Raw genomic sequence first — 11,947 nt, 5'->3', positions numbered from 1 at the left:
CAGCCTGCATGTCCGACGCAGTCGTCTCAAATTCCAATGGGCAGAGCACGCAGCCGGCACACGCCGCCCGCAGCTGGCTCAGCCGTGTGCTCGACAGCGACGTCTTCTATTCGTTCCGCCGCTCCAAGCTCACCATGGTTGCCGCCGCCATCACGGTCCTGTTCTTCCTGCTTGCGATCTTTGCATCCGTGCTTGCGGTGCAGAACCCGTTCGATCCGGCGCAGCTCCAATTGATCAATTCGCGGATCTCACCGCTCTGGACCGCCGACGGCCAGACCCCGTTCCTGCTCGGCACCGACGAGCAGGGCCGCGACGTGTTCTCCGCGATCCTTTACGGCATGCGCATCTCGCTTGCAGTCGGCGTCGCCGGCGTGATCTTCGCGGGTGCGCTCGGCATCGCGCTCGGCCTGATCGCCGGCTATTTCGGCGGCGCCGTCGACGGCGTGATCATGCGGATCGCCGACGTGCAGCTCACCTTCCCCGCCATCCTGATCGCGCTGCTGGTCAACGGCATCGCAAAATCCATCCTCGGCAACCGGCTGGACGCCACCAGCATGCTATTCGTGCTGGTGATCTCGATCGGCCTGAGCTTCTGGGTCGGATATGCCCGGACCGTGCGCGGCTCCGTGATGGTCGAGAAGAACAAGGACTATGTGGCCGCCGCGCAGCTGATCGGCCTGCCTGCGCCGAAGATCATGCTGCGGCACGTGCTGCCGAACACGATGGGCCCGATCCTGGTCATCGCCACGATCAACCTCGCGCTCGCCATCATCACGGAGGCGACGCTGTCCTTCCTCGGCGTCGGCCTGCCCGACACCATGCCTTCGCTCGGCACGCTGATCCGGATCGGCAACAACTATCTGTTCGCCGGCGAATGGTGGATCGTCGCCTTCCCCGGGCTCGCGCTGGCCGCGTTGATCCTGTCGATCAACCTGCTCGGCGACTGGCTGCGCGACGCGCTCAACCCGAAGCTTCGATGAGTACGCCTCGCCCATGACCGAACCCGTTCTCTCCGTGCGTAACCTCCAGGTCGAGTTCGCCTCCCGCCGCGGCACGCTGCGCGCGATCGACGACGTCTCCTTCGATATCGCCAAGGGCGAGGTGTTGGGAGTGGTCGGCGAATCCGGCGCCGGCAAGTCCGTCACCGGCCTTGCGGTGATCGGCCTGATCGATCCGCCCGGACGCATCGCCGGCGGTGAGATTCGTCTGGCTGGAATGCGGATCGACAACCTGCCGCCCGAGGAGATGCGCCGCATCAGGGGCAAGCGCATCGGGATGATCTTCCAGGATCCCCTCACCTCGCTGAATCCGCTCTACAAGGTCGGCGACCAGATCGTGGAGACGATCCGCACCCATCTCAATCTGTCCGAAACGGCCGCCCGCCGCCGCGCCATCGACCTGCTTGCCGAGGTCGGCATTCCCGCACCGGAAAAGCGTATCGACGGCTATCCCCACGAATTCTCCGGTGGCATGCGCCAGCGCGTGGTGATCGCGCTCGCGATCTGCGCCGAGCCGGAGCTGATCATCGCGGACGAGCCGACCACCGCGCTCGACGTCTCCGTGCAGGCCCAGATCATCTCGCTGATCAAGCGGCTCGGCCGCGATCACGGCACCGCCGTGATGCTGGTGACGCACGACATGGGCGTGATCGCCGAGACCTCGGACCGCGTCGCGGTGATGTATGCCGGCCGCGTCGCCGAGATCGGCCCGGTCCAGGACGTCGTGAAGAACCCGCTGCATCCCTACGCCAAGGGCCTGATGGGCGCGATCCCGACGCTTGCCGGCGAGGACAAGCGCCTGGTGCAGATCCCGGGCTCCATGCCGCGCCTGTCGGCGATCCCGCGCGGCTGCTCGTTCAATCCGCGCTGCGCCTTCGCTTTCGATCGTTGCCGTGTCGAGCGACCGGAGCCGCTGCCGCGCGGCGCGCAATCGGTCGCCTGCCATCTCTACGACGACGTGCCGGCGGAGAGCGCGGCATGAGCACGTCCTTCGTCCAGGCCACAAATCTGCGCCGCGTGTTCGACGTCTCAAAACCCTGGCTCAACCGCGTGCTCGAAGGCGGCCATCTCGAATACCTCAAGGCGGTGGATGGCGTCACCTTCGACATCAGGAAAGGCGAGACTTTTGCGCTGGTCGGCGAATCCGGCTCGGGCAAGACCACGGTGGCGCGGATGGTGGTCGGCCTATTGCCGCCGAGCTCCGGCGACGTGCTGATCGACGGCATCTCGATGGCCGATCCGCGGCAGGCACTGGCGCGGCGAAAGCTGCGCCGCCGCATCCAGATGATCTTCCAGGATCCCTATGCGAGCCTGAACCCGCGTTTCCGCGTCGATGCCATCATCTCCGAGCCGATCCGCGCCTTCGACCTGATCCAGGGTGAGCGCGATATCCGGGCGCGCGTCGGCGAGCTGCTCAGCCTCGTCGGCCTGCATCCCGACGACCGGCTGAAATTTCCGCACGAGTTCTCCGGCGGCCAGCGCCAGCGCATCGCGATCGCGCGCGCGCTCGCATCCGACGCCGAATTCATCGTCTGCGACGAGCCGACCTCGGCGCTCGACGTGTCCGTGCAGGCGCAGATCCTCAATCTGATGCGCGACCTCCAGGACAAGTTCGGCCTGACCTACATGTTCATCAGCCACAACCTCGCCGTGGTCCGCCACATGGCGAGTCGCGTCGGTGTGATGTATCTCGGCCGCATCGTCGAGATCGCGGAGGGACGCGAGCTGTTTTCCCGCCCGCGCATGCCCTACACCAAGATGCTGCTGGGCGCCGTGCCTGATCTCGCGATGAGCGGCCGCCAGCGCATTCCGGTCAAGGGCGAGATCCCGAACCCGATCAATCCGCCCCCCGGCTGCGCCTTCAATCCGCGCTGCCCGCTGGCGTTCGATCTCTGCCGCAAGGAAACGCCGGAACTGATCGACGGCGTCGCCTGTCACGCAGTCAACACCGCGCCGGTCCCGGCGTGACGCGCGCGTGCCATGCAGCCTGCGCATTGGCGGCGCGGCACCGCCTGTGATCAATTGCGCGCGCCGGAAATAAAGTAGCGAAAGTCCCATGGCCAGCAACATCAATCCCGATCCGTTCACGACGAGGCCCGAGATCGAGGGCACGTTCGGGGTCGTCGCCACCACGCACTGGATCGCGACGGCCGTGGGCATGGGCATTCTGGAAAAGGGCGGCAACGCCTTCGACGCCGGCGTCGCCACCGCTTTCACGCTTCAGGTGGTCGAGCCGCATCTGAACGGCCCCGGCGGCGATGTTCCGATCATCGTGCACGACGTCAAGCGTGGCCGTACCGAGGTGATCTGCGGCCAGGGCCCGGCGCCGGCGCGCGCCACCATCGCGCATTACAAGAGCGAAGGCCTCGACATGGTGCCAGGCACCGGCCTGCTCGCCGCCTGCGTCCCCGGCACCTTCGAATCCTGGATGATGCTGCTGCGCGACTACGGCACGATGCGCGTGCGCGACGTGCTGGAGCCGGCGATCTCCTACGCCCGCGACGGCTATCCGCTGGTCGAGCGCGCCTGCGCCACGATCCAGACCGTCGAGCAGCTGTTCCGCAAGCACTGGCCGACCTCCGCCGCGGTTTATCTGCCGAACGGCGAGGTGCCGAAGCCCGGCACCCTCTTCACCAACAAGACGCTGGCTGCGACCTACGCCCGGATACTGAGCGAAGCGGAAAGCGGCGGCGGTGGCCGCGACGCCGAAATAGAGCGCGCGCGAAAGGCGTGGTCGCAGGGTTTTGTCGCGGAAGCCATCGACAAGTTCTGCCGGACGCAGGAGGTGATGGACGTCAGCGGCTCGCCGCATCGCGGCGTGCTCTCGGCCGACGACATGGCGCGCTGGCAGCCCACCGTCGAGGCGCCGCTCACCTATGACTACGGCCGCTACACCGTCTGCAAGGCCGGCGTCTGGAGCCAGGGCCCGGTGACGCTGCAACAGCTGGCGCTGCTGAAGGGTTTTACGCTCGACGGGCTCGACCCGACCGGGCCGGAGTTCATCCATCTCCAGATTGAATGTGCCAAGCTCGCCTTCGCCGACCGCGAAAAATTCTACGGCGATCCCAAGTTCAACGAGATCCCGATCGGAACGCTGTTGTCTGATGCCTACAACGACGAGCGCCGCAAGCTCGTCACCGACAAGGCCTCGCTCGATTTCATCCCCGGCTCCATCGAAGGTTTTGGCGGCGTGGTCAAGCTGCGCCGTGCCGAAGGTCAGCGCGAAGCCGTCGGCGCGCTCGGTGCCGGCGAGCCGACGGTGGGCCGCTTCGGCGAAGTGCGCGGCGATACCGTGCATTTCGACATCATCGACAGGGACGGCAACATGGTGTCCTCGACACCGTCTGGCGGCTGGCTGCAATCGTCGCCGATCATTCCGGAACTCGGCTTTTGCCTCGGCAGCCGCGCCCAGATGTTCTGGCTGGAGGAAGGCCATCCCGCCGCGCTCGCGCCGGGCAAGCGTCCGCGCACGACGCTGTCGCCGACCATGGCGTTGCGCGACGGCGAGCCGTACCTCGCCTGGGGCTCGCCCGGCGGCGACCAGCAGGATCAGTGGATCACGCAATTTTTCCTGCGCCACGTCCATTGCAATCTCAATCTCCAGGAGGCGATCGACGCACCGGCCTGGCATTCGGAGCATTTCCCGATCTCGTTCTGGCCGCGCACCGCGCGCCCCGGCGTGCTCGTGGTCGAGAATCGCGTGCCGAAGGCGACCATCGAGAACCTGCGCGAGCGCGGACATATCGTCGAGGTCGGCCCCGACTGGTCGGAAGGCCGCCTCACCGCGGCCTCGCGCGTCGGCGTGCGCCGCCGCGCCGCCGCCAATCCGCGCGGCATGCAGGGCTACGCCGCGGGACGCTGAAGGCAGCACATGACCTGGTCGATCATCGCGCGAGACCCTGCCACCGGCCAGTTCGGCATCGCGGTTGCGACCCGATTCTTCGCCGTCGGCGCGCGCGTGCCGTACATCGCCGCCGGCCTCGGCGCGATCGCGACCCAGGCCTTCGTCAATCCCTATTACGGCATCGACGGCGTCAAGCTGCTGCGCGAAGGCCTCAACGTCCACGACGTGCTCGCCACGCTGCTCGCGACCGACGAGGGCCGCGAGAGCCGCCAGGTCCACATCATGGATGCCAGCGGCGAGATCGCCGCGCATACCGGGCGCCACTGCGTCGACTGGTGCGGCCACATCGCCGGCAGCGGCTTCTCGATCGCCGGCAACATGCTCGTCGGCGCCGACGTGCTCGACGAGACCGCGAAGACCTATATCGCCAATGACAGCCTGCCATTCCCGCGCCGCCTGCTCGCGGCGATGCGCGCGGGCGAAGCCGCCGGCGGCGACAAGCGCGGCAAGCAATCGGCTGCGCTGCTGATCCACGGCGAGGAGGAATGGCCGGCGCTCGACATTCGCGCCGACGATCATCTCGACCCGCTCGGCGAGCTCGAACGGCTCGAGCGCGTCAGCCAGGAGCTCTGGGTTCACTTCCGTTCGTCCATGCCGACGCGGCAGAACCCTGCCGGCAACACCGATCGCAGCGTCATAGACGCCAGCATTGCTGCGGCGCGTGCGAGACGATCATGAGCGCCAGCCCCCTCATCGAGATCAGGGATCTGCGCATCCGCTTCCACGGCGACGACGGCCGCGTAACCCATGCGGTCGACAGCGTCGATCTCAGCGTCGCCAATGGCGCGACGCTCGGTCTCGTCGGCGAATCCGGCTGCGGCAAGAGCGTGACGTCGCTGGCAATCATGGGCCTGCTGCCGAAGCAGAGCGCGGAGATCACTGGCGCGATCCGCTTCGACGGTTTTGACCTGCTGAAGACTCCGGACCAGACGTTGCGCGACTTGCGCGGCAACCGGTTGGCGATGATCTTCCAGGAGCCGATGACCTCGCTCAACCCGAGTTTTACGATCGGCGACCAGATCATCGAGACGATCCTGCGCCATCGCGGCGGCTCGCGGAAGAGCGCGCGCGAGCGCGCTATCGAGCTCCTGCGCCGGGTCCACATTCCCTCGCCCGAACGGCGCATCGACGAATATCCGCACAAGCTCTCCGGCGGCATGCGCCAGCGCGTGATGATCGCCATGGCACTCGCCTGCGATCCCCGGCTGCTGATCGCGGACGAGCCGACCACCGCACTCGACGTCACCCTGCAGGCCCAGATCCTGGAGCTGATGCGCGAGCTGAAGGCGGCGAGCGGGGCCGCGATCATCCTGATCACCCATGATCTCGGCGTCGTCGCCGAGGTCTGCGACGAGGTCGCGGTGATGTATGCCGGCGAGATCGTCGAGCGCGCGCCGGTGGATGAATTGTTCTCCGCGCCGCAGCATCCTTACACCGTCGGCCTGCTCGGCTCGATCCCACGGCTCGACCACCGCGCCGAGCAGCTTGCCACGATCGAAGGCATGGTGCCGAACATGGCGCAGCCGCCGGCGGGCTGCCGCTTCGCCGCGCGCTGTCCCTTCGTGTTGGATGCCTGCACCAAGGCGCCGCCGCCGCTGGTCGAAATCAGCACCGGCCACCTCTCGCGCTGCATCCGCGCGCCGCTCGAACTTCTGGTGTCGTGATGGCGCTGCTCGAAGTCGAAGGCCTGGTCAAGCATTTCGTCGCCGAGCGCTCGCTGCTCGGCCGGGCGCTGGCGCATGTCAAAGCGGTCGATGGCGTATCCTTCTCGCTGGAAGCCGGCAAGACGCTGGCACTCGTCGGCGAATCCGGCTGCGGCAAGTCCACCGTCAGTCGCCTGGTGCTGCGCCTGATCGAGCCGGATGCCGGCACGGTCCGTTTCGACGGCCGCGACCTGCTCTCGCTCGATGCCGGCGGCTTGCGCGCCTTCCGCCGCGAGGCGCAGATCATCTTCCAGGACCCTTACGCCTCGCTCAATCCGCGCATGACGGTCGGCCAGATCCTGACCGAGCCACTGGCGCTGCACGATCTCGTGCCGGCGGCGCGGCGGGGCGAGCGCGTCGCCGAGCTGCTGCGGCTGGTCGGGCTGGAGCCGCGCCTCGCCCGGCGCTATCCGCATGAATTCTCCGGCGGCCAGCGCCAGCGCATCGCCATTGCCCGCGCGCTCGCAGTCGAGCCGAAGCTCATCATCTGCGACGAGCCGGTCTCGGCGCTCGACGTCTCGATCCGCTCGCAGATCCTGAACCTGCTGCGCGAGCTCCAGGACCGGCTCGGCCTCGCCTACATCTTCGTCTCGCACGACCTCGCCGTGGTCAAGCACATCGCCGACCACGTCGCGGTGATGAATCTCGGCCAGATCGTCGAGACCGCGGAGGCCGACGCGCTGTTCGCAGCGCCGCGCCATCCCTATAGCCGCGCGCTGTTGTCCGCGATCCCGGTGCCCAAACCGCGGGCAAAGCGCAGCCGAATTGTGCTGCAGGGAGAGATCCCCAGCGCGCTCAATCCGCCGCCGGGGTGCCGCTTCCACACCCGCTGCCCCTATGTGGTCGAGCGCTGCCGCAGCGAAATGCCCCGGCTCGTGGCGGATGGCATCGGACATGCAACGGCCTGCCATCGAACGTCGGAACTGCCGTCCTCGACGGCGATCGTTCCCATGGACGGCGGCTTCTCGCCGGTCCTGGAAAAATTGGTCGCGGCCTTCAGCGGCGGACCGGAAGCAGCACGCGGCGGCGGGGTTAGTTCATTGGGAGCGGACCCCGCGTAGCCGTGAAACAGAGGTTGAGAGCGATGAGCTTCATGCGTTTGACAATCCTGGCGTCGGCCCTGCTGACGCCGCTCGTGGGCGCGGCCCAGGCTCAGACCACGCTTCGCATCGGGATCGCCGAAGACCCCGACATTCTCGATCCCAGCATCGGCCGCACCTATGTCGGCCGCATCGTGTTCTCCGCCTTTTGCGACAAGCTGTTCGACATCGACGAGAAGCTGAACATCGTGCCGCAGCTCGCCCTGTCCCACGAGACGTCGGCCGACGGCAAGGAAATGACGATCAAGCTCCGGCCTGGCGTCAAATTCCACGACGGCGAGCCGCTGGATGCGGACGCCGCAAAATTCTCGATTGAGCGTCACATGACGCTGCCGACCTCGTTCCGCAAGTCGGAGCTTGCCAGCGTCGACCACGTCGAGGTGGTCGATCCCCTCACCATCAAGCTGGTGCTGAAGACGCCCTACTCGCCGCTGATCGCCCAGCTCACCGACCGCTCCGGCATGATGGTGTCGCCGAAGGCGGCGAAGGAAGCCGGCGACAAGTTCGGCCTGCATCCGGTCTGCGCCGGCCCCTACAAGTTCGTCGAGCGCGTCCAGCAGGACCGCATGGTGTTCGAGAAGTTTGCCGACTACTGGAACAAGGACAACGTTCATATCGACCGCGTCGTGTTCCAGCCGATCATCGATTCGACCGTGCGGCTTGCCAACCTGAAATCCGGTGCGCTCGACCTGATCGAGCGCGTGCTCGCGACCGACATCAAGGACGTCCGCGCCGATCCCAAGCTGGTACTGTCGACGGCCGCCGAGCTCGGCTATCAAGGCCTGACCATCAACATCGGCAACGACAAGGCCAAGGGGCCGCTCAGCCAGTCCGCGAAGGTGCGCCAGGCGCTCAGCCTGTCGATCGATCGCGAGGCCATCAACCAGGTCGTGTTCAACGGCGAGTTCACGCCGGGCAACCAATGGGTCAGCCCGACGCACCCCTACTACCAGAAGGCGTTTCCCATTCCGGGCCGCGACATCGCCAAGGCCAAGGCGCTGTTGAAGGAAGCCGGCGTCACCCTCCCCGTCACCGTCGACTACATGGTCCCCAAGGGCACCGAGTACGAGGCCGTCGCCCAGGTCGTGCAGTCCATGGCCGCGGAAGCCGGCTTCGACATCAAGATCCGCGCCGTCGAATTCGCGACCACCTTCAAGCAGGCCCAGGCCGGCGAATTCCAGGTGTTCCAGATCAACTGGAGCGGCCGCATCGATCCCGACGGCAACTCCTACATCTTCATGCGCAGCAAGGCGCCGCAGAACGACGGAGGCTATTCGAACCCCGAGGCCGACAAGCTGCTGGAAGAGGGACGGGCCACATCCAATGTCGAGGAGCGCAAGGCGATCTACGCCAAGCTGACCAAGATCCAGCTCGACGACCTGCCGATCATCTACATCTATCACCGCACGCTGCTGATCGCACACACGAAGAAGCTCGAAGGCTACCGGCAGATGCCCGACGGGCTGGTGCGCGTGGTCGGGCTGAAATTCAAGTGATCGACCTGATGACGACAATGGCGTGTCCCGGACGCGGCGCAGCGCACAAGCGCTGCACCGCTGAGCCGGGACCCACGGCAACAGCGAACCGCGGCCGCTGGGTCCCGGTTCAGCAGCGCAACATTGCATGTTGCGCAGCGCCCGGGACACGCGTGGCATCATGCTGAACTTCCTCGCCCGCCGCATCGCGCAGATCGTGCCGACACTGTTCTTCGTGTCGGTGCTGATCTTCTCGCTGCAGCAATTGCTGCCGGGCGACCCTGCCCTGGTGATGGCCGGCGAGGAGCGCGATCCCGCCGTGATCGAGCAGATCCGCCAGCAATACAAGCTCGATCAGCCGATCCCCGTGCAATACGTCTATTGGCTCAAGGGCGTGCTATCAGGGAATTTCGGCGAGTCGCTGCGCAACAAGATGCCGGTGCGCGAGCTGATCGCGCAGAAGCTGCCGGTGACGCTGCAGCTCGGCTCGATGGCGATCCTGATCGCGTTCTTCATCGGCATTCCCGCCGGCATCGTCTCCGCGGTGAAGAAGGGCACGGCCTGGGATTATGGCGCCAATCTGTTCGCGCTGTGGGGCATCTCGACGCCGAATTTCTGGCTTGGAATCCTCTTGATCTTCCTGTTCTCGATCGAGCTCGGCTGGCTGCCAGCCTCGGGCTACGTGCCGCTCACCGAGAACTGGCGCGCAAGTCTCGCCGCCACCATCATGCCGGCCTTCGTGCTCGGCAACGCGATCTCCGCGATCCTGATGCGGCATACCCGCAGCGCTATGCTCCAGGTGCTGGAAAGCGACTATGTCCGCACGGCGCGTGCCAAGGGCCTCTCCGAGCGCTCGGTCATCCTCAAGCACGCGATGCGCAATGCGCTGACGCCCGTGATCACGCTCGGCGCGCTCGAGCTCGGCACGCTCTTGTCGGGCGCCGTGCTGACCGAGCAGATCTTCTCCATTCCCGGCTTCGGCAAGCTGATCGTGGACGCCGTGTTCAACCGCGACTATGCGGTCGTGCAGGGCGTCGTGCTGGTGACGGCCACGGTCTACATCACGCTGAACCTCGTTGCCGACATCGCCTACATCCTCGTCAATCCGCGGCTGCGGGGCTAGCGCCATGACCGACGCCGCGCTGCCCGCCGCCCCCTCCGCCACGCAGGCCTATGAGCTCGACAGCCCGGCGCGCCGCGCGCGGCGGCGGCTGTTCAAGCGCAAGGCCGCCGTGTTCGGACTTGTCGTGATCACGATGTTCATCGTGCTTGCAGTCCTTGCGCCCATCGTCGTGCCCTACGATCCCATCGCGACGAGCTGGAGCCTGGTGCGCAAGCCGCCCACTGCAGCGCACTGGTTCGGCACCGACGAGCTCGGCCGCGACATCCTGAGCCGCGTCGTCTACGGCGCGCGCGCCTCCCTGCTCGCAGGCCTGATCTCGGTCGCGATCGCGCTGGGCATCGGCGTGCCGCTCGGCCTCCTCGCCGGCTATCGCGGCGGCTTCACCGACGCGCTGATCAGCCGCATCACCGATGCGATGCTGGCCTGCCCGTTCCTGATCCTGGCGATCGCGCTCGCCGCGTTCCTCGGTCCGAGCCTCGGCAATGCCATGATTGCGATCGGCATCTCGGCAACCCCGATCTTCATCCGGCTGACCCGCGGCCAGGTGCTGAGCGTCAAGGCCGAGGATTATGTCGAGGCCGCGCGTGCGCTCGGCAACCCGCCCTGGCGGATCGCGTTCTCGCACATCCTGCCGAACATCCTGCCGTCGCTGCTGGTGCAGGCGACGCTGTCGATCGCCGCGGCCATCATCGCCGAGGCCGCATTGTCCTTCCTCGGCCTCGGCCAGCAGCCGCCGGCGCCGTCCTGGGGCAGCATGCTCAATGCGGCACAACGCTTCCTGACCCAGGCACCGTGGATGGCGATCTGGCCGGGACTTGCGATCTTCCTGGTGGTGCTGTCGCTGAACCTGCTCGGCGACGGCCTGCGCGACGCGCTCGACCCAAGGCAGCGCTAGATCACGACTTCCCGCAGCACCCGCCGGCAATCCATCTCGTATTCGAGATCGACCACCGGCGGCCGGGCGAAATGCCAGGTCAGGCCGGAGCGCAGCGCGCCGCGGCGGACCAGCTCGTCGACCAGCGTGTGGTGGAAGTCGTGCACGGAATAGGCCTGGACGCCGGTCGTGTCCTTCCAGCCGAAGCCGAACGCCGCCATCCGGCTTTCCATCTGCGAGGTCGTGGTGAAGCGCACCTTCTCGCGCAGCCCTTCCGGGCTGAGGTCGCGGTAGCGCACCGTGCGCTCGACATAGGTGCCGCTACCCTCGCGCGCCTCGGCACCACCGGCGATAACGAAGCTCGGTGCGTTTGACCGTGTCGGACGCGTGAAGGAGAACGCGTAGAACGACGGTTCGGACGGCGGATCGATCTCGGGACAGACATTGCTGCGCGCCACCGGATTGGTGGTGCCGTCGAAGATGCCCCATTCGGACAGCGTCTTCACATAGTGCAAATTGAACGCACGAAAACCCTCTTCGCTGAAGGCCGCCGGCGAGCGCAGCTCGCAGGCACAGAACGCCGTCAGCGGCCGCCCGGCCTCCTGGATGAATTTTGCGGCCAGCGCAAATCCTTCGGCGAGCGGCACCAGGCGGTCGAACCGGACACGCTCGATCTCATAGCCGTCATCCGCAGCCGCGCCGGCCGAATACTGGAACACGGACGGGATGAAACGATAATTGCCGGCGGAGAATTCGCGCGTCATGACGGG

11 protein-coding genes are annotated in these 11,947 nt (G+C 66.6%); 10 read left to right on the top strand and 1 reads right to left on the bottom strand.

What is annotated here, in order from left to right; translation table 11 throughout:
• The first annotated feature begins 8 nt into the window (after positions 1–8).
• The 10 genes from ACVJ19_RS21400 (at position 9) to ACVJ19_RS21355 (ending at position 11,198) form a co-directional block, all read left to right on the top strand.
• Complete coding sequence (locus tag ACVJ19_RS21400) at positions 9–980, top strand: ABC transporter permease (RefSeq protein WP_453950978.1); 972 nt, start codon at positions 9–11, stop codon at positions 978–980.
• A gap of 13 nt (positions 981–993) precedes the next feature.
• The gene (locus ACVJ19_RS21395; protein ID WP_453950977.1) at positions 994–1,980 is read left to right on the top strand and encodes an ABC transporter ATP-binding protein; all 987 of its coding nucleotides are present in this window, start codon (positions 994–996) and stop codon (positions 1,978–1,980) included.
• Positions 1,977–2,966 carry an ABC transporter ATP-binding protein gene (locus ACVJ19_RS21390; RefSeq protein WP_453950976.1) on the top strand — a complete coding sequence of 330 codons (990 nt, stop codon included), beginning with the start codon at positions 1,977–1,979 and terminating at the stop codon, positions 2,964–2,966. The genes ACVJ19_RS21395 and ACVJ19_RS21390 overlap by 4 nt, the downstream gene beginning before the upstream one ends.
• A gap of 88 nt (positions 2,967–3,054) precedes the next feature.
• Positions 3,055–4,860, top strand: coding sequence for a gamma-glutamyltransferase family protein (locus ACVJ19_RS21385; RefSeq protein ID WP_453950975.1), 1,806 nt, complete (start codon positions 3,055–3,057; stop codon positions 4,858–4,860).
• 9 nt (positions 4,861–4,869) lie between these two features.
• The gene (locus ACVJ19_RS21380; RefSeq protein WP_453950974.1) at positions 4,870–5,580 is read left to right on the top strand and encodes a DUF1028 domain-containing protein; all 711 of its coding nucleotides are present in this window, start codon (positions 4,870–4,872) and stop codon (positions 5,578–5,580) included.
• A complete protein-coding gene (locus ACVJ19_RS21375) occupies positions 5,577–6,566 on the top strand; it encodes an ABC transporter ATP-binding protein (RefSeq protein ID WP_453950973.1) in 990 nt (329 codons plus the stop codon). Before ACVJ19_RS21380 ends, ACVJ19_RS21375 begins: the two co-directional genes overlap by 4 nt.
• A complete protein-coding gene (locus ACVJ19_RS21370) occupies positions 6,566–7,666 on the top strand; it encodes an ABC transporter ATP-binding protein (RefSeq protein ID WP_453950972.1) in 1,101 nt (366 codons plus the stop codon). Before ACVJ19_RS21375 ends, ACVJ19_RS21370 begins: the two co-directional genes overlap by 1 nt.
• Before the next feature lie 23 nt (positions 7,667–7,689).
• Positions 7,690–9,201 (top strand): ABC transporter substrate-binding protein, encoded by a 1,512-nt coding sequence (locus ACVJ19_RS21365; RefSeq protein WP_453950971.1) that lies wholly within the window; start codon positions 7,690–7,692, stop codon positions 9,199–9,201.
• 160 nt (positions 9,202–9,361) lie between these two features.
• The gene (locus ACVJ19_RS21360; RefSeq protein WP_453955177.1) at positions 9,362–10,303 is read left to right on the top strand and encodes an ABC transporter permease; all 942 of its coding nucleotides are present in this window, start codon (positions 9,362–9,364) and stop codon (positions 10,301–10,303) included.
• 4 nt (positions 10,304–10,307) lie between these two features.
• On the top strand, positions 10,308–11,198 hold the full coding sequence (locus ACVJ19_RS21355) for an ABC transporter permease (protein WP_453950970.1): 891 nt from the start codon (positions 10,308–10,310) through the stop codon (positions 11,196–11,198).
• On the opposite strand, the gene cnbZ is transcribed toward ACVJ19_RS21355, so the two are convergent.
• Positions 11,195–11,941: a 2-amino-5-chloromuconate deaminase CnbZ gene (gene cnbZ, locus ACVJ19_RS21350; RefSeq protein ID WP_453950969.1), complete on the bottom strand. Its 747-nt coding sequence runs from the start codon at positions 11,939–11,941 to the stop codon at positions 11,195–11,197. The genes ACVJ19_RS21355 and cnbZ overlap by 4 nt on opposite strands.
• Positions 11,942–11,947 lie beyond the last annotated feature (6 nt).

This window comes from Bradyrhizobium sp. USDA 376 (assembly GCF_054063675.1).
This window is presented reverse-complemented; position numbering and strand designations above follow the sequence as displayed.

Bases quoted from the DNA above. Each gene is read 5' to 3' on its own strand.
- ACVJ19_RS21400 (WP_453950978.1), top strand. From the start codon at position 9: ATGTCCGACGCAGTCGTCTCAAATTCCAATGGGCAGAGCACGCAGCCG.
- ACVJ19_RS21385 (WP_453950975.1), top strand. From the start codon at position 3,055: ATGGCCAGCAACATCAATCCCGATCCGTTCACGACGAGGCCCGAGATC.
- ACVJ19_RS21355 (WP_453950970.1), top strand. From the start codon at position 10,308: ATGACCGACGCCGCGCTGCCCGCCGCCCCCTCCGCCACGCAGGCCTAT.
- ACVJ19_RS21380 (WP_453950974.1), top strand. From the start codon at position 4,870: ATGACCTGGTCGATCATCGCGCGAGACCCTGCCACCGGCCAGTTCGGC.
- ACVJ19_RS21370 (WP_453950972.1), top strand. From the start codon at position 6,566: ATGGCGCTGCTCGAAGTCGAAGGCCTGGTCAAGCATTTCGTCGCCGAG.
- ACVJ19_RS21365 (WP_453950971.1), top strand. From the start codon at position 7,690: ATGAGCTTCATGCGTTTGACAATCCTGGCGTCGGCCCTGCTGACGCCG.
- cnbZ (WP_453950969.1), bottom strand. From the start codon at position 11,941: ATGACGCGCGAATTCTCCGCCGGCAATTATCGTTTCATCCCGTCCGTG.
- ACVJ19_RS21390 (WP_453950976.1), top strand. From the start codon at position 1,977: ATGAGCACGTCCTTCGTCCAGGCCACAAATCTGCGCCGCGTGTTCGAC.
- ACVJ19_RS21360 (WP_453955177.1), top strand. From the start codon at position 9,362: ATGCTGAACTTCCTCGCCCGCCGCATCGCGCAGATCGTGCCGACACTG.
- ACVJ19_RS21375 (WP_453950973.1), top strand. From the start codon at position 5,577: ATGAGCGCCAGCCCCCTCATCGAGATCAGGGATCTGCGCATCCGCTTC.
- ACVJ19_RS21395 (WP_453950977.1), top strand. From the start codon at position 994: ATGACCGAACCCGTTCTCTCCGTGCGTAACCTCCAGGTCGAGTTCGCC.